The sequence below is a fragment of the Paracoccus sp. IB05 genome, from assembly GCF_016405985.1.
In the GTDB taxonomy this organism is placed as follows: domain Bacteria; phylum Pseudomonadota; class Alphaproteobacteria; order Rhodobacterales; family Rhodobacteraceae; genus Pseudogemmobacter.
The window spans coordinates 104046-130031 of the sequence record NZ_JAEFCF010000003.1; the positions used below are offsets into that span (position 1 = coordinate 104046).

At 65.1% G+C, this 25986-nt stretch carries 22 protein-coding genes and 1 pseudogene; 6 read left to right on the top strand and 17 right to left on the bottom strand.

Annotated elements, in window-relative coordinates; translation table 11 throughout:
- Positions 1-141: 141 nt before the first annotated feature.
- The gene (locus JC607_RS03255; protein WP_198835514.1) at positions 142-801 is read left to right on the top strand and encodes an SDR family oxidoreductase; all 660 of its coding nucleotides are present in this window, start codon (positions 142-144) and stop codon (positions 799-801) included.
- On the opposite strand, the gene JC607_RS03260 is transcribed toward JC607_RS03255, so the two are convergent.
- From JC607_RS03260 to JC607_RS03290, 7 genes are all read right to left on the bottom strand, one after another.
- Positions 794-2284 (bottom strand): PLP-dependent aminotransferase family protein, encoded by a 1491-nt coding sequence (locus JC607_RS03260; RefSeq protein ID WP_198835515.1) that lies wholly within the window; start codon positions 2282-2284, stop codon positions 794-796. The two genes, JC607_RS03255 and JC607_RS03260, sit on opposite strands and share 8 nt — an antisense overlap.
- 726 nt (positions 2285-3010) lie before the next feature.
- Positions 3011-3157 carry a hypothetical protein gene (locus JC607_RS03265; RefSeq protein WP_198835516.1) on the bottom strand — a complete coding sequence of 49 codons (147 nt, stop codon included), beginning with the start codon at positions 3155-3157 and terminating at the stop codon, positions 3011-3013.
- Positions 3158-4109: 952 nt separating this feature from the next.
- The gene (locus tag JC607_RS03270; RefSeq protein WP_198835517.1) at positions 4110-5243 is read right to left on the bottom strand and encodes a substrate-binding domain-containing protein; all 1134 of its coding nucleotides are present in this window, start codon (positions 5241-5243) and stop codon (positions 4110-4112) included.
- 35 nt (positions 5244-5278) lie between these two features.
- Complete coding sequence (locus JC607_RS03275; RefSeq protein ID WP_198835518.1) at positions 5279-6256, bottom strand: ABC transporter permease; 978 nt, start codon at positions 6254-6256, stop codon at positions 5279-5281.
- On the bottom strand, positions 6253-7209 hold the full coding sequence (locus JC607_RS03280; protein WP_233092595.1) for an ABC transporter permease: 957 nt from the start codon (positions 7207-7209) through the stop codon (positions 6253-6255). The genes JC607_RS03275 and JC607_RS03280 overlap by 4 nt, the downstream gene beginning before the upstream one ends.
- A gap of 2 nt (positions 7210-7211) precedes the next feature.
- The gene (locus JC607_RS03285) at positions 7212-8711 is read right to left on the bottom strand and encodes a sugar ABC transporter ATP-binding protein (RefSeq protein WP_198835520.1); all 1500 of its coding nucleotides are present in this window, start codon (positions 8709-8711) and stop codon (positions 7212-7214) included.
- Entirely contained in the window at positions 8708-9571 is an 864-nt protein-coding gene (locus JC607_RS03290) for a sugar phosphate isomerase/epimerase (protein ID WP_198835521.1), read from the bottom strand. The genes JC607_RS03285 and JC607_RS03290 overlap by 4 nt, the downstream gene beginning before the upstream one ends.
- A gap of 111 nt (positions 9572-9682) precedes the next feature.
- On the opposite strand from JC607_RS03290, the gene JC607_RS03295 reads away from it, so the two are divergent.
- Positions 9683-10726, top strand: coding sequence for a helix-turn-helix domain-containing protein (locus tag JC607_RS03295; RefSeq protein WP_198835522.1), 1044 nt, complete (start codon positions 9683-9685; stop codon positions 10724-10726).
- A 346-nt stretch (positions 10727-11072) separates the two neighbouring features.
- Here JC607_RS03295 and JC607_RS03300 read toward each other — a convergent pair whose 3' ends face one another.
- Positions 11073-12056 (bottom strand): MFS transporter, encoded by a 984-nt coding sequence (locus JC607_RS03300; protein ID WP_198835523.1) that lies wholly within the window; start codon positions 12054-12056, stop codon positions 11073-11075.
- Between the two features lie 208 nt (positions 12057-12264).
- Between JC607_RS03300 and JC607_RS03305 the strand changes: the two genes are divergently transcribed.
- Both JC607_RS03305 and JC607_RS03310 read left to right on the top strand, forming a co-directional pair.
- Entirely contained in the window at positions 12265-12738 is a 474-nt protein-coding gene (locus tag JC607_RS03305; protein WP_198835524.1) for a carboxymuconolactone decarboxylase family protein, read from the top strand.
- Entirely contained in the window at positions 12728-13582 is an 855-nt protein-coding gene (locus JC607_RS03310; protein WP_198835525.1) for a sigma-70 family RNA polymerase sigma factor, read from the top strand. Before JC607_RS03305 ends, JC607_RS03310 begins: the two co-directional genes overlap by 11 nt.
- A 30-nt stretch (positions 13583-13612) precedes the next feature.
- Here JC607_RS03310 and JC607_RS03315 read toward each other — a convergent pair whose 3' ends face one another.
- Positions 13613-14620: an NAD(P)-dependent alcohol dehydrogenase gene (locus tag JC607_RS03315; protein ID WP_198835526.1), complete on the bottom strand. Its 1008-nt coding sequence runs from the start codon at positions 14618-14620 to the stop codon at positions 13613-13615.
- 193 nt (positions 14621-14813) lie between these two features.
- On the opposite strand from JC607_RS03315, the pseudogene JC607_RS03320 reads away from it, so the two are divergent.
- Positions 14814-15110, top strand: a pseudogene (locus tag JC607_RS03320) (winged helix-turn-helix transcriptional regulator).
- 551 nt (positions 15111-15661) lie between these two features.
- Here the strand turns inward: JC607_RS03320 and JC607_RS03325 are convergent.
- The 6 genes from JC607_RS03325 to tam all read right to left on the bottom strand — a co-directional run bounded on the left by JC607_RS03325 (position 15662) and on the right by tam (position 20874).
- A complete protein-coding gene (locus JC607_RS03325) occupies positions 15662-15892 on the bottom strand; it encodes a hypothetical protein (RefSeq protein WP_198835527.1) in 231 nt (76 codons plus the stop codon).
- 231 nt (positions 15893-16123) lie between these two features.
- Positions 16124-16783, bottom strand: a complete 660-nt coding sequence (locus JC607_RS03330) for a GntR family transcriptional regulator (protein ID WP_198835528.1) — start codon at positions 16781-16783, stop codon at positions 16124-16126.
- Between the two features lie 210 nt (positions 16784-16993).
- On the bottom strand, positions 16994-17917 hold the full coding sequence (locus JC607_RS03335; protein ID WP_198835529.1) for an NUDIX domain-containing protein: 924 nt from the start codon (positions 17915-17917) through the stop codon (positions 16994-16996).
- Positions 17893-18339, bottom strand: a complete 447-nt coding sequence (locus tag JC607_RS03340; RefSeq protein ID WP_198835530.1) for a TrgA family protein — start codon at positions 18337-18339, stop codon at positions 17893-17895. The genes JC607_RS03335 and JC607_RS03340 overlap by 25 nt, the downstream gene beginning before the upstream one ends.
- A 220-nt stretch (positions 18340-18559) precedes the next feature.
- Complete coding sequence (locus JC607_RS03345; RefSeq protein WP_198835531.1) at positions 18560-19792, bottom strand: aminotransferase class V-fold PLP-dependent enzyme; 1233 nt, start codon at positions 19790-19792, stop codon at positions 18560-18562.
- Between the two features lie 284 nt (positions 19793-20076).
- Entirely contained in the window at positions 20077-20874 is a 798-nt protein-coding gene (gene tam, locus JC607_RS03350; RefSeq protein ID WP_198835532.1) for a trans-aconitate 2-methyltransferase, read from the bottom strand.
- A 286-nt stretch (positions 20875-21160) separates the two neighbouring features.
- Here tam and JC607_RS03355 point away from each other — a divergent pair, with 286 nt between their 5' ends.
- Entirely contained in the window at positions 21161-22213 is a 1053-nt protein-coding gene (locus JC607_RS03355; RefSeq protein WP_198835533.1) for a PotD/PotF family extracellular solute-binding protein, read from the top strand.
- Between the two features lie 1934 nt (positions 22214-24147).
- Here JC607_RS03355 and JC607_RS03360 read toward each other — a convergent pair.
- Entirely contained in the window at positions 24148-24621 is a 474-nt protein-coding gene (locus JC607_RS03360; RefSeq protein WP_198835534.1) for an Hsp20 family protein, read from the bottom strand.
- Positions 24622-24823: 202 nt separating this feature from the next.
- Positions 24824-25795, bottom strand: coding sequence for a serine protease (locus JC607_RS03365; RefSeq protein WP_198835535.1), 972 nt, complete (start codon positions 25793-25795; stop codon positions 24824-24826).
- Positions 25796-25986: the final 191 nt, after the last annotated feature.

A 25986-nucleotide genomic window follows, 5' to 3' on the forward strand; every position in this document is an offset into this window, starting at 1 on the left:
CGCGCGCCCCAGAGGCGCCCCACAGGCGCCCCGTTTCGGGCCGTGCGCTGGCCTCTTTCATTTTCTGTCCATAAATATCCTCTGGGGGTCCGGGGGGCGAAGCGCCCCCGGCTTACCGCCATCAGCCATCGGAGCCAGCTCATGTCCAGAACAGCCCTTGTGACAGGTGCCTCCCGCGGTCTTGGTGCCGGCCTCGCCGAACAGCTGGCGCTGCGCGGCTGGCATGTCGTCGCGGTCGCGCGCACCACCGGCGGGCTGGAAGATCTCGATGACCGGGTCAAGGCCCAGGGCCTGCCCGGCGCAGGCAGCCTGACGCTGGCGCCGATGGATGTCACCAATGAAGACGCGATGCGCCATCTGACCGACTCGATCGCCGCCCGCTGGGGCAGTCTCGGCTTCTGGGCCCATACCGCGATCCATGCGACCGCCCTTGCCCCGGCCTCCTCGGTCGATCTGAAAGACCTCGATAAATCCATCGCCACCAATCTGCGCGCGACCTCGCAGCTGATCACCCTGGTCGAGCCGCTGTTGCGCGCGGGCAAGGGCACTGCCCTGATCCCCGATGACCCCTTCCCCGGCACGGCCAATTCCGCCGCTTACGGCGCCACCAAAGCCGCACAGCTGGCGCTCGCCCGCGCCTGGGCGGCCGAGACACAGCGCATCGGCCCGAAAGTGGTGATCGCCGCCCCTGCCCCGATGCCGACCGCTTTGCGCGCCCGCTTCCATCCCGGCGAAGACCGCGCACCCCTTGCCGACCCGAAGGCCGAGGCCGCGCGCCTCCTCGATCTCGCGCTCAGCTGACCGAAGCCATAGCCCGTGCGATCTTCTGGATCCCCTCGGGGATCCGCGCCGGCTGGATCGAGGAATAAGCCAGCCGGTAGTAATTCCGCGCCACACGTTCCGGGTCGAAAAAGCTCTGCCCCGGCTCGATCAGCACGCCCTCCTTGCGCAGATCCTGCGCCACCCGGGCGGTATCTACTCCCGCGCCCGCGCGCATCCAGAACGAAGATCCGCCATAGCCGCCCTGGCCCGCAATGGTCAGCCCCTCGGCCTGGATCGCCTCTTCCATCCCCTGGCGGCGGCGGCGGAACGCAGAGCGCATCCGGTTGATCAGCGCATCATAATGGCCCTCGGCCAGGAAATAGGCGACGGTGCGCTGAATGTGACCCGGCGGATGTTTCAGCGCCATCGACCGCAAAGCCCGCGCCTCGGCGATAAACCCCGGCGGTGCCACCAGATATCCCAGCCGCATCCCCGGAAAAATCGACTTGGAAAACGAGCCCGCATAGATCACCCGCCCCGCCTTGTCCAAAGACTTCAGCGCCGGTGAAACCGGCTTCAGAAAGCTCATCTCGAATTCGTAATCATCTTCGATGATGATGAAATCCTCGCGGCTCGCAGCCTCCAGCAGCTTCAGCCGCCGCTCCAGCGCCATGGTCGCATTGGTCGGCGCCTGGTGCGAGGGCGTGACATAGACCACATCGCCGCGCCGCACCTGACCACCGGGCGAAAAGCCCGCCAAAGGCAGCCCGCCCTCATCGACATCAAGCGAGACCACCTCGGCGCCCGAGACCTCCAGCACCCGACGGATCCCCTGATAACACGGGTTCTCGATCACGGCGCGATGGCCCCGCGCGGGCTCGCCCAGCAAGATCTCGGTCGCGATCCAGAGCGCGTTCTGCGCCCCCATTGTCAGCAGCACCTCATCCGGCCCCGCTGCGATGCCGCGCCGTGGCAGGATCACCCGCAGGACCTGTTCGATCAGCGCAGGATCGTCACGCTCATAGAAATCCGAGGTGAGGGTCGAAAAATCCCGCCGCCCCAAAGCCCGCAACGCGCAGGCCCGCCAGTTCTGATGGTCAAACAGCGTGGGATCGGTCTGGCCATAGATAAAGGGCCAGGGATAGCGCTCCCAGTCATCCGGGCGCTCGACACCCTGCATCGCGCGGGTAAAGCGCCCGCCCGAAAACGCATGATAATCAACCTCTTCGGCAGGGCGGGCGGGGCTTGGAAAATCCGGCGCGCGGGGGGCATTGTCCGAAACATAATAGCCCGAGCGCCCGCGGGAGGTGAGGTAATCGGAGGACACCAGATCGCCATAGGCCAGGGTGACGGTGATACGCGAGATCCCCAGATGTGCCGCAAGCCCGCGCGAGGAGGGCATCTTCTGCCCCGGCCGGAAGCGCCCCGAAAGGATTCCCTCGGTCACCATGGCCCGGATCCGGCTTTGCAGCGTCCCCGCCGCGCCGGAAGCCAGAAAGAATGCCTCAACCGGAATCGCCATCTGACACCCCTGCGACTGGACCGAAACCCACGACAGGACTGGCCATATACGACACGGGTTACAATGAAAAGTGGCTTGCCCCGGACCCGGGTTACGAGGGGGCGCGGCCCCCGTCCGCCGTCCCGGCGGCCTCCCTTGGAATATTTAAGGACAGATGAAAGACGCTGGTGATCTGATCTGGTGCTAATCTGTGCTGGCAAAGAGGCCAGAGGATCGCCTGGACCTTATTGAAATCACTTCCCCTGATCTGCGAATTCAACTGTTGCGCCAGGGCCCTCCGCCTCGGGTGATGCATGGGGAGGATGGCCCGCGGCATTTGCCAATCAGGCCTTGATCGGACGCCGCTCAGCATTCCTCACGCAGCCGGAAGCCATGCCTTTCCAGGGCCGCACCGCCGCTCCGTCACTGCGCTTCGGCCAGAGCAAACAGATGAACTCCACCGCGGGGGTGGCTGCCGCAGTGGTCCCGGTGCAATGGCTGCGCTTCGGTCTTTGCCTCCGCGATGCGCCCCCCAAGGCCGCCGGCGCGTTCTCATTTGCCGCCAATGTCGTCTTCACCGGCATCCGTCAGTCCCTCGCGCGTGAGATGGCCCAGAGGTCTGTCGCAATCGCAGCGATGGCGCGCGCCCGCCCGGCGCAACAACGGGCGCGGTCCTTCCCCGATACACACATCGGCGGCGTTTCGGCCGACATCGGCAGATCGAAGGCCGGGATCGGTCCTGGCATTTCAGTTCTGCTCCGGAACGGCATTGCGCAAAAACTGCGCGGCGATGTTGCAGAGGCCGATCTCGCCGCCGCCGAAGCCCAGGTCGATCGGCTGCGCCGCCGCGCCCAAGGCGAGACCATCGCCGGTTTTGAGGCTTTCAGGCCGCACTGCCGCAGTGCGCCTTGCATTGGCGACCGGTCAGATTGCGGCCAGGCTTTAGCGCAGCGAGGCCAAGCCGCGCCTTCCGCTGATCTGCAAAATGGCAGGTGTCGCGCGCGCAGCTCTCCGGCATCGGTCCGGACCGCGCGCTGGCTTTGGACCGGTGATGCATCAAAGCTCAGCCGCGCTGCATATCGCCCGGGATCAGGGCGGGACACGGCAACATGCGCATGGTCCTGACATTCTGCCTCAACCAGCCAAAGGGGTTCATGTTGCCTCCCCGCCGGACAGGATCCGAAAATGCGGCAGACGGCCCTGAAGACCCCGGCCTCCCTCTGGTCCTGCAAGCTGTCCGATCAGATGCAGGGGCCGGGCCTTCGGACATGAACCGAAAGGGGAACAGGCCACTGGCCGCCCAGGGGTCGGGAAAACGCGTTCAGCACTCTCCGGATGGACCACAAAAGCCCGCTGATCCGGGTCACATGCGGCGGATCCGGGACCGATACTCTTGCCGGGGGCCAGGTCACAGCCCAATGTCCTGCATGCCTTTCTGCCCGCCGAAAGCTCGCCCTGATGCAGGCTCAGGATACAGAGCGCGCTGTTGCAGCGACGCGCCGGTGCCAATTCGCGGGCAACGTTGTGCCGGCCCCCGGCAATTGCGCGTGCGGCCGGCCAGCAGATCTTCGACGCGCCCCGGAACTGACGGCGCCGTATGCGATCTGCTCTGCGACAAAGATCCCACATCGCCCGGCCAGAGCGACCGGTCTGGTAAGCCCATTCATCATCCAGGACGCGCCGCCTTTGTCTGAAAGACCCATGCATTTGTGGTCCGGGATGCCGGGCTTCCCAGATCCGCGCTGACGCCCGGACCTGAAATCTCTGCCCCAAAGCCCCGAAGCCGCAGCCGCAAGACAATGCCACCCGGGTCCGGATGGCATTGTCGCCGGATCAACAGCTCAGATCAGTCGCTGCCGCCCCAGCGCGCGGGATAGCCGGGCAGATCCTGGCAGCCGCAAAGGCTGTAATGCAGCGGCGGCAGCTTCTCGTCGATATAGCCATCGCGGGTTTCGGCGGTGATCGCGGGCTGTGGCAGCACCCATTCCGGGCCAGGAACCGGCTTGCCGTCAAGAATATCAAGCGCGGCAATGATCGGGGTGCGCCATTGATATGTCGGATAGGACGGCGCGATCGCGGTCAGATTCTCATCGCGCCATTTGCGCAGGAAATCCTGCTGATCCTCGCCCGAGATCACCGGATAGGGCAGACCGGCATCCTCGAAAGCCTCAAGTGCAGCGGTCGCGGTATCGCCCGCATCCATCCAGATCGCATCGATCTGAATGCCACGGTTCAGATAATCCTCGACCACGGATTTCGTCTTTGCCCGGTCGGAGCCGGTGAATTCAGACCCGACCACATTGAGGCCGGCCTCATCAAAGATGTTCTTTGCCGCCGAATAGCGGGTCTCGAGCACATCGACGCCTGGCACGATGCGGAGCGCCAGAACATTGGCGCCCTTTTCCAGATTGGCCGCGATGAACTCGCCCGAGGAAATCCCGAAACCGTAGCCGCCGACCGGGTGGATATAGGTCACCGGCGCGGTGGTATTGACGCCCCGGTCAAAGACCACGACCGGCAGCTTCGTTGCCGCCGCTTCGACCGCCGGGGTCAGGGCCGCGGTCGTATTCGGCGAGACGATCAGCACATCGCATTTGCCGCCCGCCACCAGCGCCTCGATATCGGCGATCTGCTTTTCATCCTTGCCCTCGGCATCGACGACGATCAGTTCTTTGATCCTGTCGCCCTGCGCCTCGGCTTCGGCCTGGAAGTTGTGCATCCCCACCACGCGCCAGGGGTTGAAGATCCCGGCATTCGAGAAACAGATCGTGGCCGGGCCGTCCTTTTTCCATTTGGCGGTATCGACCATACTGTCGCCCAGATGCTGGGCCCAGGGCTGGCCTTCGGGGCCTTGTGGGGTCATCGAGAGCTGCGCGCGCTGTCTGGCGAATTCTGCCGGATCGTTGAACTCCTGGGCGCCTGCGGCACCGGCCAGGGCAAACAGCGCCACGGTGGTGGCAAGCATTGCTTTCTTCTGCATTATGTCTCTCCTCCTCATTGGTCCGAAATAAGAACTCAGCTGCGGCGACGGGTTCGCCATGCGGTCAGGCCGACCGCCAGGATCAGGATCAGCCCCTGGATGCTGTCGCGCAGCGCCTGCGGCAGCCCCATCAGGTTCAAAAGCGTGAACAGCGCGAACAGCGACAGCGCCCCCCAGATCGCGCACCAGATCGTGCCGCGCCCGCCCAGGAGCATCGCACCACCGATCACGCAGGCCGCAATCGACTGCAGCTCCAGCCCGCTACCGGCATTGACCGAGACGCCCGAAAAACCACCCAGCAAGATGCCCGCCGTCACCGCCGCCAGCGACGAGATGACAAAGGCGGTGATCCGGGTGCGGGCGACGGGGATGCCCGCCAGTTCGGCCGCGCGCGGGTTGTCACCCACGGCCAGCGCGCGCTTGCCATATCCCATGCCATGCAGCCCCCACCACAGAAGCGCGCAGACCACGACCAGCACCAGCGCCGCCATCGGCAGCGTGCCGATCAGCGGCACATCACGCCATTGGAACCGCCCCAGATCACGGAAATTTTCGGGCAGATCACCGCGGGCAGCCCCTCCGGACCAGGCAAGCGCCAGCCCGTTCAGCCAGAGCATCGTGCCAAGCGTCGCGATGATCGAAGGCACTTTCAGATATGCGACAACCAGCCCGTTAAAGAGCCCGATCGCCGCTCCCATCAGGTATAAAAGTGCGATCACGCTCCAGGTTGCTCCTGGATCTCCGTTGATCAAAAGCGCCGCCGCCGTGACGGTAAAGGTGACCACCGCCCCCACCGAAAGGTCAAACCCGCCGGTCAGGATCACATAAATCTGCCCCGAGGCGAGGATCACCAGCGGTGCCGCCCGGCGCAGGAAATTCATGAAAAGCCCGGGTTCCAGATAATTCGGCTGGATCAGCACAATCACCGCATAAAGCCCGAAGAACAGGACAAGGCCTGCATTCACGGCAATCCGTGCCGCCTCTACGCGGGGGGTGTTCAGGGTCTCGCTCATGCCACATGCCCCCTGCCGCGTATCGCATGTACCGCGACCGCCACGATGATGATAAAGCCGCGCAGCACCTGTTTCAGGAAGGCGTCGATCCCCAGCATGTTGAAGCTCGCGTCGAGGCTGGCGAAGAGAAACACGCCGGCAAGGGTTCCCGCGATGCCGCCTTTGCCTCCGGCCAGCAAAGTGCCGCCGATCACCGTCACCGCGATGGATTCGAGATCATAAATGCCGTCGCGGCCCAGCCAGGGCGTGCCCGCCTGCACCCGTGCCGCGAGGTAAAGCCCGGCCAGACCCGCGAAAAGGCTGCAGATCACATGGGCGGTCAGGATGACCCAGCCGGTTCGGATACCCGCCAGCCGCGCGCCTTCGGGGTTGCCACCCACGGCAAAGATCCGCGCGCCAAGGACCGTGCGGTTCAGCACGAAGGCCATGGCCAGACCAAGACCGAACAGCGCCAGCACCGACCAGGGAATGCCGAAAAGGCTGCCATAGGCCAGGTGCTGGAATGCCGGCGCGACCGAGCCGCCGAGGAGACCGTAGCCGGCCGAGAGCACGCCTTGCAGGATCAGCCCGGTGCCCAGCGTCGCGATCAGTGGATTGATGCCCCCGAACGCCACCAGCGCGCCATTGACCAGCCCGACCGCCAGCGCAAACCCCAGGCACAGCAGAACCGCAGGTACGATCATCGCCGGATCGCCGCCCATCATCCAGGACGCCAGCACCGCCGTGCCGGAAATCACCGCCGCGACCGACAGGTCGATCGAAGCCACCAGGATCACGAAGGTCTGGCCGACCGCCACCAGACCGAGCGCCACCATGCGCTGCAAAAGCCCGGTGATCCCCTGAAGGGAAAACTGCGCCATCTCGCCGGTCGCGACAGCCGTTACGACGAAAATCACCAGTGAGATCAGCAAAAGCACCGCAGCCACCGAAAATTGCGGCCTGATCTTCCCCATTTTCATGCCGCCACCCCCAGCGAGAGACGCATGATCTCCTGCTCGCTGGCGCCGCGGGGCAATTCCCCCTGGATCGTGCCGCGATGCATCACGAGAATGCGGTCGGAAATCCCGATCAGCTCGGGCAGATCAGAGGAGACCACGATGATGCCGCGCCCCTGATCGGCAGTGTCGCGCATGGTCTGATAGATCGCCGCCTTGGCCGCGATGTCGATGCCCCGCGTCGGCTCGACGAATAAAAGCACCGCCGGGTCCAGCGCCAGCCAGCGGGCGATGATCGCCTTTTGCTGATTGCCGCCGGACAGCGCCCCGATGTCCTGGCCGTAATGGGCCGCGCGCACATCCATCCGCGAAAGCCCCGCGTCGAGTGCCTCTTTGGCAAAGACCCCTGCCCCGGGCCGGGCCCAGGCGGGCCGCATGGCGCGCAGCGCAAGCGCCGCATTGTCGCGCACTGACTGGCGCAGCGTCAGCCCCTCGCGCTTGCGGTCCGCCGGCAGATAGCCCAGCCCCGCCGCAATCACCCGGCGCGGATTGCCCAGCGGCATCGGCTCGCCCGCCAGCCGGGCGGTCCCCCCCTCGGGGCGCAGATCGCCTGCAAGCAGCCGCGCCAGCTGGCCCTTGCCGGAATCCTCCAGCCCGGCCACGCCGAGGATCTCGCCCCGCCGCAGGCTCAGGCTGATGCCGGGCAGACCCGCAGCCCGCACATCCTGAAGCTGCAAGACGGTCTCTCCCGGTGCGCTGGCCGGGGCGGCAGGGTAGAAATCCTTCAGATCGCGCCCGACCATGGCGGAAACGATGGCGGGGATCGTGGCTTCCGCCTGCGGACGGGTCCAGACCAGGCGGCCGTCTTTCAGCACCGTCACCCGGTCGGCAATCGCCGCCACTTCTGGCATCCGGTGCGAGATATAGACCAGCGCCACCCCCTGCCCGCGCAGCGCGCGGATCAGATCCAGCAAATGCCGCGCATCGCGGTCGTCCAGCGCGGCGGTCGGCTCGTCCAGCACCAGAATCCGCGCGTCAAGCAGCAGCGCCTTGGCAATTTCGACCAGCTGCTGTTCCGCGATGGAAAGCTCTGCCACGATATCATCCGGGCTGATCCGCGCGCCCACACGCTGCAGCAGCGCCACGGCCCTCCCCCGCATCGCTGCACGGTCCAGCAGCATCCCGGCAAAGCCCTTCCGCACCAGCTCATGCCCCATGAAGATATTCTCGGTCACCGAGCGATGCGGCAGCAGGCTGAGTTCCTGATGGATGATCGCGATCCCGGCCTGCGCCGCCTCACGCGGATGGGTGAGGCGCATCACCGAGCCGCCGATGCGGATCTCGCCCGCATCGGGGCGGTAGCTGCCGCCCAGCACTTTCATCAGCGTGGATTTTCCGGCGCCATTTTCGCCGCAGATCGCATGAACCTCGCCAGGCAGACAGTCGAAACTCACCGCATCCAGCGCCCTGACGCCGGGAAATTCCTTCGAGATTTCGCGCATTTCAAGGGCCGGGTTCATGCCGTGAGGCCCTCCCCGGCAAGCGCCCATTCGCGACGGATGAAAGCCGCACTATCGGCAAAAAGCGCATCGAGATCGTCAAACAGATCGCGCCAGACCCGGGTCGCTCCGGCCAGTTCCGGCAAAGCGCGGCCAAAGGCTTCGACCGTCAGCCAGCCGTCATAGTTGCAGCGGCGCAGGGCCTGGAAATGCGCCCGGAACGGCACATGGCCGGTGCCAGGCACGCCGCGGTCATTTTCCGAGACATGGAAGTGGTTGATTTCGCGGTGATACCGCTCATAGGTCGCGGGCGCGTCCTTTTCCTCGATATTGGCGTGGAAGGTGTCGAACATATAGCCGTAATTCGGGTGATCCACCTCGTGGAAGATGCGCGAGGCCTCGGCCATGGTGGACATCATATAGCATTCAAAGCGGTTCACCGCCTCGGCGGACACCCTGATGCCGGCGTCGCCCGCATAATCGGCCAGCGCCCGCATGGCGTCCACACAATGGCCGCGCTCGGTGTCGGTCGGACCAAGGCCGGTAAAGACCCCGACCGGCGAATGCAGCGGGCCTGCGATGATCTCGCCGCCCATCGCATGGGTGCAATCAACGATCCAGCGGTGATGATCGCGGGCCCTGGCGCGAATGGCGGGATCGGGGCTGACCGGGTTCGCCTCGGGCGTGGCCACGGCGGCGGCCCCGGGCGTGATGCCGAGATCGGCAAGGATGCGCCCGATGTCACGATACTGCGCCGGATTTCCCGAAAAAACCGGGATCTCCAGCGCGTCATAGCCATGCGCCTTCAGCCGCGCCAGCTGCGGCGCATGGGCCGGGGTGATCCCGGCCCCGATCACCAGCAGATTGAAGGCAAGCTTCATCGTCAACTCCTCTTCCCGGCGGACAAGGTGACAGACTTGACAGAAGCTGACTTGCACGGATGATCACTGGTAAAAATCTTAAGTCATATTTCTGCGGGGAGGCGGAACGCCATGAATGAGATCAGCCCGTTCCGGGAGGCGCCGCCTTGCGGAAACCGCCGTCCAACCGTGTTTCGCCAGCCGGATTCGATGATGTATGCCGATAATTGCCGCGACTTGCAGGCCGCCGCGCGCCGGGGCGAATGCGAGCTGCATGCCTGGACCCGTGGCAGCTATCCCGGCACGGGGCTCGGGGATCTTCTGCCCGGGATCTGCACGGTCGGCTTCTGGGATGCCCGGCACAATCAGACCTGGGGGCTTGCGCGGCATTGCAATGAAGGGTTCAAGATCGCATGGCTTGCCCGCGGGCGGCTGGATCTGGTGGTTGACGACAGAAGTTACGATCTGCGGCAAGGCCAGTTCATCGTGATCCGGCCCTGGCAGCAGCACGCCATCGGCGCGCCGCATGTCGGTGCCAGCCGCCTCGTATGGATCCTGCTGGATGCCGGTTTGCGCCGCCCGTCCGAGCAATGGCACTGGCCGGGCTGGATGCTGTTTTCCGACGCGGAAGCCCATCACCTTGGCCAGCTTCTGACCCAGAACATGCGGCCGGTCTGGGATGGCAATCCCGACCTCGCGCGCGGCTTTGAGGCCCTGCCCCAGATCCTGACCACCCGCAGCCCCGAAGAGGGCGAAAGCCGGCTGAAGCTTGCGATCAACGCCGTGATGCTGTCGCTGATCGAGCGGATGGCCGCCCAATCTCCGGAACTGGACCCGCAGCTTTCCACCTCACAGCATACGGTGGCGATCTTTTTGCGCCGCCTGCCCGATGCCCTGGCCGAAGACTGGACGCTGGATGGCATGGCCGAGGAATGCGGCCTGTCGCGCACCCGCTTTGCCGATCTGTGCCGCCAACTGACCAACAGGACCCCGCGCCAGTATCTGCAGCATCTGCGGCTGGACCATGCGCGGGGCCTCTTGTCCGGCAAATATCCCGCCAGCGTCACCGATATCGCCTTTGCCTGCGGGTTCAATTCCAGCCAGTATTTCTCGAACGCCTATCGCAAGCGATTTGGCGAGGCGCCCCGCAATACCGGGCAGGTGGCGGCGCAATGAAGCCGGCCATGCAGGCCCGTGTAAGTCCCTTTAGGCCAGGCCTTTGCCGCAATTCTTTTGAAAGGGTCGGCGAGCATTTGCGATGAGCGCTGGTATCTGCCCGTCAGACCAGCCACGGCTGATGTGAGGTCAGCACCGTGACTTTCGCGGCGTCACCACCGATCCGCCTCATGCGGCAACACCCCCTGCAAACGCGTCGCTGTACCGACCAACAGCTCCGGGCCATCGCGTCACGCGGTGCCTTCCTTCTTGGGGGGCCGGTCACTTTGTCGGCGAGCCTGCTCCTCCCTTGGGCGCAGATATAGCAGCTGACTGCGGCAAATGGGGCAAATGGGGCAACGGGCCGTCAGCGCCTGTCGGGCTCTGGCGGGACGGCTTTCGCCAGCAGCACGGGCGACAGAAAACCCGCCAGTGCCACCAGCCCGCTGACCACGCCCATCGCCACAAAAAGCCAGCGGATGCCGATCCGCTCGCCCACCGGCGTGGCACTGGCCAGGCCGACCGGGGCGGCAAGCCCCATCATCGTCGCCATCAGCGACAGGGCGCGGCCCTGCAACTGGTTCGGGACCCGGGTCTGGATCAGGACGGTCAGCGGCGCATTGCCGAGAATGAAGGCCACGCTGCTGACGACCCAGAATACCACGGCCAGCCAGAACATCCTCCCCGGCATCAGCGCGGCCAGCGCGAAGGCAAAGCAGGACAGCGCAAACCCCCAGAGGATCCACAGCACCAGCCGTTTCGGCGCCAGCGCAGTGACGATGATGCCGCCAAGGATCATGCCCGCACTGCCCAGACCCTCACGGAACTCGGCCCAGAGGCTGCTGCGCTGGTCTTTCGGCATACGGGCCTGCGGGATCGCATAGACCAGCAGCGGCACAATGCCCAGGACGGCAGTAACAACGTCGACAGACAGCGCATATCCGATGGGCATGACGCTGATCGCCAGCGCTCCCAAAGGCGCGGCGGCGATGGTGATGATCCCCATCAGCGTCTGGTTCAGCCCCGCCGCGCGCGGCAAAAAACTGGCCGGCACCAGCATGCACAGGGCACTGATCAGATCGGCGGCGATCATGATCACGCGGCGGCTGTAGCGATCCGCGAGCGTTCCGCCCAGGGGTCCCAGCAATGCCTGCGGCAACAGCGCGACCAACCCCGCCAGGGCCAGCGCCGAGACAGAGCCCGTGCTGTCGGTGATCCACCAGATCAGCGCGAATTGCGTCATGGCAGAGCCGATCAGCGAGACTGCCTGCCCGCCGAAGATCGCCCGGAACCGACATTCCCAGCCGGGGCCGGGATGATCGTGGGCGGCGCTCAGACCAGCATCCGTCATGGCTGCGCCCCGCCTGGTCGCGACATCAGCAAACTCTCTCACGGCATTTTGTCAGCCACCCACCGTCGCTGACGCAAAACGATGGCGGGGATATCCCGCAGGCGCATCAGACACCGAAAACCTGATCTCCGGAGAAAATCCCCCATTCTATGTCACATTCCGCTATGCTGCCTCGTCATGCAGGTGTCTGATCAAAGAGGAGAGACCGATGATACCCCGCATGACCGATTACTTCAAACGCGCCGAAGCCGGGTTCAGGCCGCTCTATGCGCTGGAAGCCGCGCTGAAGGCCGGCCCGCTGGAGGCGCCGCTCCTGCATCTGATCAAACTGCGCGCCAGCCAGATCAACGGCTGCGCCTATTGCATCCACATGCACACGGCCGAGGCGCTGAGAGATGGCGAGACATCGCTGCGCCTGCATATGCTGGTCGCATGGCGCGAAAGCCCACTCTATTCCCCGCGCGAACGCGCAGCCCTCGCCTGGACCGAAGCGCTGACGCTGCTGGCTGAAACCGGGGCGCCGGATGCCGACTGGGAGGCGGTGACGGCCGCCTTCAATGAAGATGAGCGCGCCTGGCTCTCGATGGCCGTCGCCGCGATCAATATGTGGAACCGGGTGCAGGTCGGCTTCCGCGCCGCCCATCCGACCGAACTGCCCGGCGAACAGAGCCATGCCGCCTGACCGCCACACCGAAATCTTCGAGACGCAGCGGCCCCGGCTGCTGCGTCTTGGCTACCGTATGCTCGGCTCGCGCCATGACGCCGAGGATGTGGTGCAGGAAGCATTCCTGCGCTGGCACCACAGCGATCAGGGGGCAGTGCTTGAACCCGCCGCCTGGCTGACCCGGGTGGTGTCGCGCCTCTGCCTTGACCAGATGAAATCCGCCCGCGCCCGGCGCGAGGCCTATCCAGGCACCTGGCTGCCGGAGCCGCTGATCGAGCCGGAGGAGGACGCGATGCGCCCCGACAATCTGACGCTGACCCTGATGATGGCGCTGGAGCGGCTCTCCCCGCTGGAGCGCGCGGCGTTCCTGCTGCATGACGTCTTTGGCCAGCCCCTCGATGAGGTCGCCACCACAATCGGGCGCAGCCCCGCCGCCACGCGCCAGCTGGCAAGCCGGGCACGGGCGCATGTGAAACTCGACCGGCCCCGGCAGGAGATCCCGCGCGAAAGGCGCGACAGCCTGGCCCGCGCCTTCTTTGACGCCTGCCTGTCGGGCGATGCCGAAAGCCTTGGCGCGATGCTGGCAAGCGATGTCAGCGTGCAATCCGACGGCGGCGGCAAGATCCGCGCCTTCGACATCATCCGCGGCAGCGACCGGGTCAGACGGCTGTTCCAGGGCATCACGCGCAAGTTCGGCCCGATCGAGCTTTTGCGGATGGTCAGCATCGACGGATTGCCGGGCTACCTCACCCGCGTCGGCGGCATCTTGCAGACCACCGCGCTGGAATTCGACGGCGAGCGCATCGCCAATATCTATATCACCCGCAACCCCGACAAACTCGACGGGGTTGCGCTGCACTGACGGGAAACGGCTCCGGTCACCGGATCAGTCTCACCAGGTCAGGCAGATCTTACCAAAATGCCGGCCCGCCTGCTGCCAGGCGAAGGCCCCGGCGATCTCTTCCAGCTTCAGGCTGCGGTCAATCACCGGCCGCCAGCTGAACGCCTCCAGCGCGCGGACCATGTCGCGCTGGTCTTCGCGGCTGCCGACGATCAGGCCTTGCAGCTTTTGCTGCCGCGCCATCAGTTCCACCGTCGCCACCTCGCCGGAATACCCGGTCAGCACGCCGATCAGGGCGATATGGCCACCCACCCGGCAGGACCGGATCGACTGGGTCAATGTGGCCGGGCCGCCGACTTCGATCACGATATCCACGCCGCGCCCGGCTGTGGCTTCCATCACCGCCACGCTCCAGTCGGGGTTTGCGACATAGTCAATGACCGCATCGGCCCCGAGGTCGCGCAGACGTTCCGCTTTGGCAGCGTCTGAGGTGGTGGCGATCACCCGCGCGCCCATCGATCTGGCCATTTGCAGCGCGAGGATCGAAACACCACCGCTGCCCAGGACCAGCACGGTATCGCCCGCTTTGATCCGGCCATCGACCACCAGTGCCCGCCAGGCGGTCAGGCCCGCCGTGGTCAGGGTTGCCGCCTCAGTATGGCTGTAGCCTTTGGGAGCATGCGTGAAGGCGCTTGCCGGCAGCGTCACGCTTTCGCGGGCAAAGCCATCAATACCATCCCCGGGAACCGTGGCGAAGCTGCCGGGCATGTCACGGCCCGTTTGCCATTCGGGAAAGAAGCAGGAGACCACCGCATCGCCCGGCGCGAATTCGGTGACATCTGCACCAATGGCCGTCACGACGCCCGCGCCATCCGCCATCGGAATCAGGGCGCCATCTGCCTTGCGCGGCCGGGTCACCACCAGCAGATCATGGTAATTGAGCGAGCTTGCATGCAGGCGCACGGTGATCTCGCCGACACCCGGCGCGGCAGGTTCGGGCAGATCGACCAGCCGCAGATTCTCAAGGCCGCCCGGAAAGGCAAGCTGGATCGCTTTCATGAAACTCACTCCGGTTTGGGGCAGGCTTTGTAACCCTGCCATTGCCCGACAGATTAAAGCGCTGTAGTCAATTCTCGCAAGAACGTACAAATCTCGCATATACTTACAAAAATGTAAGTTACGGACGACCGGGGGAAAGATGCGCAAGCTGAACAGCAAAAGCGGTTGTGCGGTCGAGGTGACGCTTTCGGTTATGGGCGGCACCTGGAAGCCGATCATCCTGTTCCATCTTCTGCGTGGCCGCATGCGCTTCAGCGATCTGGGGCGGGCGATCCCGTCTGTCACCCAGCGGATGCTGACCCTGTAGCTGCGCGAGCTGGAGGAGGCCGCGATCATCACCCGCACCGTCTATCCCGAGGTACCGCCACGGGTGGAATACGACCTCACCCCCCTTGGCCAGACGCTGGAGCCGATCCTTGTCTCGATGCGGGACTGGGGGCTGAGTTACGCGGGCGCGGCAACGGCAGCGGAAGCCTGCGCGGCCTCCTGAAAAGGCGGCAGCGCCCGGCCATTTCCTTCGATGGAATGTGGGGAATACGATGCCCAGGGGTCTCGGGCCCAGGGGAAGGTTTCCCCGCGCCGGCACCTCCCGCCCCCCATGTCGACTTTGATATCCGGCAGCTTGCAAGCGCCGACCCGCATAAGGATGTCTTGCAGCAAGAGGCCGGGTATCGGCCCCGGGATCTGAATATCCTACCGCTTTGCGGTTGTGCGGCCCAGACCCCATGTTCCACGGAAGGTCAGAAGGCATGGCGGGCGGCGCGGCGGCGCCCCCCTCTCATCTCGATGCCGATGCAACTGATCTGGCCTGCGTGAACAGGCGGGCTGTGACCTGGCCGCGCCCTGACATGGGATCTGAGACCGGGGGGGTCTTCCCGAGAAAGGCGACGCGCCTCCTGAAGGCAGATCTCCGGCCGCGCCGCAGTCAGGTGCCTGGAGGCCGCATATGGCACCGCCGCGCCAGTCTTTGACAACGGGCGAAACGGGGGAGCGGCCAAAGGCGCGGGCGCGGGCACGGGCACGGGCCGAACCAGATCCGCTTCAGCAAGAGGCCGCGAAGGCGGCCGCGAACCGCCGCACCAGATCTTCAGCACTCATTGGTTCCACCGGCAGCACGGCCTCCCGCAGCACATCGGCCGCCGCACTGCACCCGGCCAGCCGCCGACGCAGAAGCAGAAGCAGAAGCAGGGGCAAGAGCGGGCAAGCGGTGCCCCATCCAAGGCAGGTGCCCCCGGTCACCGCCCGGATGCCGGATGCGATCCTTCTCGACACTCCGTTTCCGGGCGAGCCCTCAGGTTCTTGCCCGCATCCCGCGCCGCAAGAATTGCTGCTATTCTAACGACAATTGTGGGCAACCCGATCACCTGCCTGCGCGAGTACAAGCCCCCGCCGCGCGGGAAAGGGTGAGGATACTTTCCCATCCACACCGTCAGGTGCGGTCCCGGGAATCCAGGATCGGGAAAGAGTGACTGGCGCCTTCAACACGTGGCAAGGCGGCCAGTGTCAGAACGCCCCTTCAGCAAGCGCCAGCCGCACCTGATCCATGCCCTGGCCGATATCCTGCGCAATCGCGGCGGCAAGGGCCTCGGCATTGCCCGCCTCCATCGCCGCCAGCGCCTCGACATGCTGATCCGGCAGCCCTGCCCCTCCAAGCCGCCCCATCACGAGACGCAGGGACGGCCCGGCGCGCAGCCACAGGGATTGCGCGATATCCAGCAGAACCGGCGCATCCGCCGCCTCGTAAAGCGCGAAATGGAAGGCATGATTGAACCGCAGATAGGCGGCGATATCGCCCTCGCTGATCGCGGTGTTGATGCGGTCGTCCAAAAGCCGCAGCCGCCGGATCAGCGCCGGTTCCATCGCCCGCATCGCAAGCCGCGCCAGCTGTGGCTCGATCGCAAAACGCGCCCAACCCAGCTGATCAAGCACCGATTCCGTCATCTGCGGCACCGAGACCCGGCGATTGCCCTGGGGCATCAGCGCGCCCTCGGCCGCGAGCCGCCGGATCGCCTCGCGCACCGGCGTCATGCCGGCGTCGAGTTCGCCGATCAGCCCCTGGATCGTCACCGGCTGCCCCGGCGCCAGCGCGCCAAAGAGGATCATGTCGCGCAGCCGCGAATAGGTGACCTCATGGGTCGGGATCTTGCGGCTATCTGCATCCATCTCGGTCAATCCGGCCCTGAAATCCCCGGCATTGCACCGGAGCCGCACCCATCAACCCACCCCATGGCGGCCTCCCCGGCGACTGAGGCAGAGTTATGACCAGCCGCCAGGTCCGGATCAAGTGTAACAGGCATGAAACCTGAGCCTGCGTGGCAAAACACGCAGCTTTCCCGCCCCGGGCGCGGCTCATATGCCGCCTCGGGCCCCTGGTCAGCCCTGGCCCGCAGCCGCGCGCAAGGCAGGCCGCTGCCGCGCCAGCCAGAACAGCGACAGGATCAGCGGCGCATTGGCCAGCCGGCCCTCGGTGAGCCAGGCCATCGCGGTGTCAAAGGGGATCACATGGGTGCGGATATCCTCGCCCTCGGTCGCAAGGCCAAAGAGCCCGCCGCTTTTTTCAGGCAGATCCGCCAGCCCGACCAGTGACCAGATATATTCGGTCAGGGCGCCGGGCGACGGGTAATAATCGCTGACATGCAAAAGCTGGCCGATGGTCAGGCCGGCCTCTTCCTGCGCCTCGCGCCGCGCGGCCTCTTCCGGGGTCTCGCCAGCGTCGATCCGGCCCGCGATCGCCTCAATCAGCCAGGGGCGCGCCTCGCCCCTGATCCAGGGGCCCATGCGAAACTGTTCCACCAGCAGCACATGATCGCGCAGCGGATCATAGGGCAGCACCGTCACCGCATCGGTCGCGACAAAGGCCTCGCGGATAAGCCCCCCGCTCATGCCGCCGGCAAAGCGCCGGTGCCTGAGCCCGGCCCGCGCCACGGCAAAGAAGCCGCGAAACGGGTGGTCCATGCTGTCGGTCTCGACCCGGGCATCTTCGGGGCCATTGGCGCGGGTTTGCCCGGCCGCACGCAAAGCAGAGGCCGCACAGGACAGCATCGGCCCGCGCAAGGCATAAAGCCGCTCTGCCGACGCGGCCCCCTGCTGCGCCAGGATATCCTGTGCAAGCCGCAGCTCCAGCGCCGGATCGCCGGCCTCTGCGCCGCGGGTGGCCGCCTGCCAGAAGGCGAGGCGCGCGTCCCCTTCAGCACCGCCTGGCCCGGCGATCAGATCGCGCAGCCCCGGGCATTTCGCGAAACGGGGATCCCCGCCCGGCAGATCCGCCGCGCTCACCGCCAGCGCCGCCTGGTCCATTCGGCAAGCGGTCCGCCAAAGACCCCCGCCACGATCAGCACGCCCAGCACGCCGACCGTCAGCATATCCCGGCCGTTTTCCATCATTTTGGTGAACCAGCCCAGCATGGCATCCATCGGCCCTTCATAGCGCATCTTCAACGAATCGGTGACCATCTGCCGCCCCGAAAACACCATAAGCGCGAAAAACGCCATTACAATCGAGGTCTTGAGCCCTGTGCCGAGGGAATCGGCATAGCTGGACCCAACGCCATTTCCCATGATCTTCCAGCCGCAAATAAGGCCAATCGCCGCCGAAACCCCGCGAAAGACCATGGTGCCGCCGGCCCCGGAATCGGGAAGCGCGGGGATATGGGCATTGGCCGCAAGCCAGCCCATCAGGGCAAACCAGAGCGCGGCCACCAGTTTTGCGGATGTCGGCATGTCACTCCTCAGACCCCGGAAGGCCCATCCAGACTGTTTCACTACAACCGCAAACTCACGCGGGATTTTGTCAATTTGCGGGACGAGTTAAGACAATCTTTGACACATCCGCACTCCGGGCGCGAAAAACATCACCGCACAGCCAGCCGCTTCTGCCCTCTTCCTCATGACCCAAATACTCCGGGGGTCCGGGGGCTGGCCCCCGGCGACCCTGGCTGTCTCAAAGCACCTGATCCAGCGCCCGGATCAGCCGCGCCACATCATCGGCGCTGGTATAATGCGCCGCCGACAGCCGCAGCACCCCCTTCTCGCGCGCAATCCCAAGTGCCTCCAGCGGCCTGACCGCGTAGAAATCCCCGGCCCAGCAGGCGATCCCGTGCCGGCCAAGCTCTTCCGAGACCGGCTCTGCCGCTCCTGACAGCTCCACCGCCACCGTCGGCGCGCGCCGCGCCGCGTCACGGGGGCCAATCAGCCGCAGGTCGTTGCGCGCGGCAAAATAGTCCAGCAAGGGCTGGATCACCTGTATTTCCTGGGCGCGCATCAGATCATGGACGCCGCGCCCCTTTGCGCCCGCATCGCCGGTGATGCCGTGATGCGCCGCCAGGGCATCGACATAATCCGCCATCCCCGCACAGGCCGCGACCTGGGCGTGATCTGGCCCGGCGGGCGTATGCCGCTTGTAAAGCGTGCCATGATTGAAAAAATGCCCCTGCCCCGGCAACTCCATCCCGAAGGCCTCGTCCAGCACCATGATCCCCTGATGCGGGCCATAGGTCTTATAGGCGGAAAACAGATAGGCGTCGCAGCCAAGCGCCGGGAAATCCGGGAAGCCATGCGGCGCGTAAGACACGCCATCGACCACCACTTTCGCCCCCGCCGCATGGGCCAGCGCAGAGATTGCCGCCACATCATTCACTTCGGCAATCACATTTGAGCAATGCGGAAACGCGACCAGCCGCACCTGCCCATCCGCCAGCAGCGCGCTCAGATTTGCCGGATCGAGCGCGCCGGTTTCCGGATCGAGCCGCCATTCCCGGACCTCGATCCCCTCATCGGCCAGACGCCGCCAGACGCCGCTATTGGCCTCGTGATCCTGGTTTGTCACCACGATCGCGGCCTTCGCATCCCCCTTCAGCCAGGCCCGCACCGCCTGGGCCAGCACATAGGTATTGGCGCTGGTCGAAGGGCCGAACGAGACCTGCGCCGGCCTGACCGCCATCATGGCGGCAAGCTTTACCCGCGCCTCATCCATCTCGGCGCCCGCCGCCTGACCGCCCGGATAGGGCCCGTAAGGCTGCACCTTGCGGTCATGGTAGAACCGCGTCAGCCGGTCGATCACCTGGATACAGGGATAGCTGCCGCCGGCATTCTCGAAAAACGCATGTGAGGACAGGACCGGCGAGGCAAAGGCCGGAAACTGTTTGCGGGTAAAGTCCAGATCAAGTGCGGTCATCCCATTTCCCCAGTCATTATAATCTCTGTCATTCCGGGCCCGGTTACTTTGGACCCCGTCTTCAGATCTGCGGAAAAAAGGGGGCGGCATAAACCTGCGGCCCAGGGCGCATCCGGTCTCCCGGCCCCCCTTTTTCGCAGCAGGTCTTCCAGCCAGAGCCGGCGATGTCTCCCGCCGGCCCAGATCCCGTGTCGGCGCATATTTGCCACCTGGGATCGCTGCCGAGATTTATCCGGCGCCTCCTGAAAGACAAGCCCCCTCTTGGGGGGCGGCAGGAACAGCGCTCAGGCCCGGGTCGCGACAAAGAAGGCGCGCGGGAAGGGCAGGAGAACACGCCCGCCCCGGTCGGGATAGTAAGGCGCGATCCGCGCGCGGAATGCGTCGAGGAACTCCGCGCGTTCCGCTTCGGTCAAAGGCGCGAGCAAAGGCCGCAGCGCCGAGCCGAGGAGCCATTGCGTCACCGCATCCGCGCCGGTCAGCTCCACCTGGTAGACCGTCCGCCAGATATCAAGCTGCCGGCAGTCCGCGCGCAAAAGCGCGTGCAGCTCCGCGGGGGTCAGAAGCGGCACGCGCCGCGCCCGTGCCGCCGTCAGCCGCTCGGCCCAGCGGGGATCGGCCGAGATTTCGCGCATGGCGATATGGGTCGGCTCGTCAAGATTATCGGGCATCTGCACCGCAAGCACGCCGCCCGGGCTCAGCTGCGCCAGAAGCCGGGGAAAGAGCTGCCGGTGATCCGGGATCCATTGCAGCGAGGCATTGGCATAGACCAGGTCCTGCGGCCGCGCCGCCGTCCAGGTCGCAATATCCGCTGCCTCGAAATCGCAATCCGGCAGTGCCTCGCGCGCCGTCCGCAGCATATCCGCATCTGTATCGGTCCCGGTGATCCGCGCCGCACCGAACCGCGCGCGCAAAAGCGCGGTGGAATTGCCCGGGCCAGAGCCAAGATCGGTTACCTCCCGCGCCGTCTCCAGCGGGACCGCCGCCAGCAGATCGCGGGCCGGGCGCGTGCGCGCATCAAGGAATTTCGCATATTGGCCCGCAGACCATCCGCTTGCCGTCTGTTCTGCCCCGGTCACTGCCATTCTCGCACTCGTTTCTCTGCAGATCTGGCCCCCTGTCTTCGCCCGGGGCGCCTCTCACGCGTAAATCAGGCAGCCAGAATTCAGCCGCCCTCAGATCAGCCGCCCAAAAGTCAGCTGCGGGAATTCTTTCCCATATCCGGGACGGCGGAAAGCCGGTTTTGGGTGTCAAAGATGCTTGTGAGAGAATTTCACCTGTCATAGCCTCAGAGAGATCACCCGTGCCCGGATCTGCCCCAGGGGCCAGACCGACGGCACCTGCCTGATATCAACCGCCAGAGGAGTCACGATGACCCGTTGCCTTTCTTACCTTGCCGGAGCCGCTTCGGCCATCGCGATTGCCACCGCAGCGCAGGCCGCAGACCCCGAGCTGACCGTTTTCGACTGGGCTGGCTGGGAAATTGACGGCGCGCTCGCCCCCTATGTCGCAAAACACGGCCAGAAGCCGACCTATGCGTTCTACGCCGATGACGATGAGGCGTTCCAGAAGGTCTCTTCGGGGTTCAAGGCCGATGTTGTCCACCCCTGCCCCGGCGCCGTGCCGAATTACCGCGAAGCCGGGCTGATCGAGCCCTGGGATACCTCGAAAATCGAGGCTTTCGCCAATATCGACCCGGAATTGCTGGAATCGCATCACATCAAGGATGCTGAGGGCGTCTGGTTCATCCCCTATGATTTTGCCTATACGGCCATCGCCTATAACAAAGACAAAGTCTCCGAGGACAAGGTCGCCTCGCTGAATGTTTTCCTCAACCCCGAGTTCAAGGGCAAGATCGCGATTTCGGACAATTCCGATGACGCCTGGGCGCTTGGTTTCCTCGCCACCGGCACCACCTCCTGGGATGGGGTGACCGATGAGCAGATCGAGAAAGCCGCCGCCTGGCTGCGCGAAGCCGCGCCGAATGTGCGCTCCTGGTGGTCGGATCCGTCGGAACTGGCGCAGCTGATGGCGAGCGGAGAGGTCGAGGTTGCCTGGTCCTGGAATGACCCGGTTGCCATTTTGCAGGCCGATGGTTTCCCGGTGGGCTTCAACCGCGCGCCGGCCGAGGGTTCTACCACCTTCTTCTGCGGTTTCGTCAATATGAAGGACGGCCCCGGCAAGGAAGACAAAGTCTATGACTGGGTGAATTCGATGTTCGCGGTCGAAAGCCTGCCGTCGATCATCGAGGCGATCGGCTATGCCAATACCAACAAAGCCGCGACCGATGCCATCGATCCCGAAAAGCTGAAATCCGCCTTCCTCGACCCGGTAGCGACCACGCTGTTCCGCCAGACGCCGATGGACCCGGATCTGCGCGCGCGCCTGCTGGAAGAGTTCGAACTGATCAAGATGGGGCTCTGATCCCATACTGATCCGAAAAGCCCCCCCGGCGGAGCGCTCCGCCGGGGGTTTTTCCGGGAGTGCCGGGTGCAGGCCAGGGGCATCGCGACCACACCTCCTGCGGACCACCCCGCGCGCCTGCCGCACAGACCTGTGCCAGAGTTTGCGCGACCCGGGCCGCAAGATCCCTTTCCCAAAGGCTTCGCAAGGAAGTCCGGCCTGTTCCGCCCCTGCATTTCCACAAGGCCGCGAAAGGGCGCGGCAGCGGACGGCAGGCAGCTCCCCCTCAGAGCGGGCGGCGCGTGTATAATCGGTGCCAAGGGGCGGCCCCGCTCCGGCAGCACAGGCCCTGGGAAGCTCAGTCAGTTCCTTTGAACAATGCGGTGCAGAGGCGTGAAGCACGAGGGCAGTTCCGTCCAGGAGGGTGTCGGCGCGGCGTGATCGAAACATATAGATCATGCCCTTAAAGGGATCGGGTTCGGAGGCCCTTGCGATATCGCCGGCCCTGCCGGTTTTCCCGGACTGCGACCCTTGTGATGTCTGCCCCTCCCGGTCTATGCTCCGGTCTATGGGGACGATCATCGTAAACATTGCCCTGGCCGCAGCAGGCATTGCCCTGATAATTGCCTGTATTGCCGTGCCCAACCTGATCGCTCTTTGGGCGGCGCTTTATGTGGCGCTTTGGGCTGTGACCTTCTGGATACGCAGGAAGAGATAGCTCCAGCCACCGCAAGTCCTGCACCCTGCCCGCTCTGTTTGCCTGCGCCACGACCTGCCCTGCCTGCGCTTAGGGCCGGTTTGCCCGCGTCGGGAAAGTGCCACCTGGCAGGTGGTGCCGGCGACGCCGCTGCCCGGCGACAGCTGGTGAGGGAATTGCGCGGGGCAACGATGGCTTTCAGCAAAGCCCAGCATTGATCGAAGAAGATCACCTTGCCAGAACCCATCCATTCGCGCGCTTTGCAAGGGGACCGGGCAGCACTTCCTGCGGCTTCGGCTCATCCAGGATCGCATTCGCGGCTCCTCCCCAAGAAGGGGCCGCAGTTGCGCGGGCCGGTTTCGGGATACCGATCCCGCTGCGTCGCACGCGGCGGCTGCGCGCCGCCTGTCGCAGATTGCCCCCCAACAGGCCCTTCGCCCGTCCGGTCGCGGCGTGGCCAGCGCGATCGGGCCGCCTGACAGGCCCGCTTGCAATCAATCCAGCTCTCCCGGTCCCTTCTTCAGGTTCCCGATCAGATCCGGCCAGAATCCGGACCGGATTTCGTCACGCAGGATTGTGAGCGGAGCCCGGATATGCCCCTGCTCCCGGAAGGTTTTAGCCTGTTCCGGCGTCAGGGCGATTTCCCTGACCGGGATGCCTGACTGCGCGCGCATTCATTTTACGGCCTTTCAGCTCTGGCCACCCGGAGACCGGGATTTCCGCAATACCAGCACACAGCCTGAAAGATGCCGGCGCGAAACCGGAGGCCCAATAGGGAGCCTGGACAATCGCTTTGCCAGGAACCCGATTACGCAGGCGGGCATCGAAAAAATCTGCCTCGGCAAGCGTCGCCGGTTGAGCGACTTCGCCTGAGCCGCTGACACGCAGCGGGCCAGAAGCTCATATTTTTACTCATTCTATTTTAGATCAAATAATTACGCATAAATCTCAGTGCTGAAGATCGCGGGTTGTGGCCCTTCGGCCTCTGCCGGTTTCCCAGAGCCGGACCAGGCAAGGCACGGGCTGCGAGGCAGCTGCGCCTGCACCACCCTGGTGCTGCTGTGCTTGTTCTATCATGCGTGGGTGGCGGCACACACGGTGCCGGTAAGAGACTTTGGCCGTTAACTCTGTCGGCGACACTGACTGTGGCTTTCAGATCAGCCCACGCGGTCGAAGCAACTGGCCCGGATAAGTAAAGGCGCATCGGTTGCCCGATGCGCCTCTGGGTCTGCCACATAGACTCAGGCAGACCGCTGCCTCAGTTCACCTGTTCTGCCCTGGCCTCAAGCGCGGGGGCCTCTGCCCTGACTGGCCCGGCAATCTCGATCCGGCGCGGCTTCATTGCTTCGGGGATCTCGCGCGCGAGGTCGATATGCAGCATGCCAAGCTCATGCGTCGCGCCGGTGACGCGGACATGATCGGCCAGCGCGAAGCGGCGCTCAAAAGCGCGGGTCGCGATGCCACGATGCAGGAAGCTGCGGGGGGCCTCATCGGCGGCCTTGCGGGCGGTCACAAACAGGCTGCCGTCGCGCACTTCGACCGTAAGATCCTCCGGGGCGAAACCGGCAACGGCGACCGAGATGCGGTAAGCATCTTCGGCGGTTTTTTCGATATTATAGGGCGGATAGCCCGGCTGAGCGACATCGGATGTCAGAACCCGGTCCATCAGATCGGCCACACGGTCAAAGCCGACAGTGGCACGGTAAAGCGGTGCGAAATCATAGCTGCGCATGATCATCCTCCTTGGGAAGCGATGCTCTTCGGATCAAACCCTCCCCTCACGGGGCCGGGCATAGGCGCCGGACCCATCATGGCGTCCGGCATGATCCTGATCTGGGAAGCATGGCCCCCTGCGTCAAGGGGCGCGCTACAGCCGGGCAGAGGTCACATCCGCGTGAGCGCCTCGCTGTGCCGGGAAGGCGCCGCGAGACGCGTTACGGCCGGATGAATTTGGCGCCGCCCTGCCCCATGGTGGAAGCCTGGCCGCCACCGCTGGCCGGGTCCGCGGTTTCCGCTGCAGTTTCCGCCGCCGCCCCGCCACCGCGATTGGCGCCACCGCCTGAGATCACCCGTACCCCCGCCGCCCCGCGCCCGGGCAAATCGAGCCCAAGTTCATCGCGCAGCCGTTGCAGCGGCGCGTCCACCGCCACGGCGAGCGCGACTTTCTCGCCGTTGTAATCCGCCTTGGCTGAGATCACCGCCACGACCTCGGGCCGCCCGTCGCGCAGCGCGAAAACCGGTGCACCGGAGGAGCCGAAATCGATGTCACAGGTCAGCACCAGCGCCGATGTCTCCAGCGCCAGCACCGCACAATCACGCTCGATCGAAGGCACTTCCGAGCGGTCCTTGGCATAGGAAACCACGCTGACGGCGGCGTCTCGCATCGGGCGGGGGCCAGTGGGAAAGGGCTCGATCTGCGGCAACATGATCGGTTTGTCGAGTTCCAGAAGCGCCAGATCCCAGACAACCCGGCCCAGATTGTCACTGCCGGAATAGACGTAATCCGGATGGGCGACCGAACGGCGGACGCCGCGATAGGCCTCGGCCCGGCCATTGCGCCAGCCCGCCTGGAAGGTGATCATTTCATCCCTGAGCCGCGCGCCGGTATCCTTGTCAAAGAGGCAATGCGCCGCCGTCAGCACCAGTTGCCGCTCGATCAGCACCCCGGTGCAAAATCCGCGATCCCCCAGCACCAGCTTGCCCACCGGCTGCCAGCCCCGTGCTTCATCGGCGGTCTGCATCCCGATCACTGCCTTCGGATCTGCCGCAACCGGCGCCGGCAGCAGGACCGGCACCAATGCGGCCCCGGCCAAGGCGATGGCGGTCAGTGAAATTCGGGGCTGCGAGAGCGCCAGCCGGCCCGCACCCACAGCCATTGCGACAAAGAATTTCGGCAAACTGATCATCGCTGGTGCAATCGCCCTTTGTATCCATCCGGATCGGCGCGCGGCCGGAGGTGGCGCGCATACTCACCCGGGCAAGCTCCCGCATCATTCTGGTGAATTTGCGGCAAAAGCAACCCAATCTCACGCCCCTCTTTGGCCCGGGGAAGATTTCCCTGCATCCTTGCATGTTTACCCCGGAGCCCCCTTGCCTC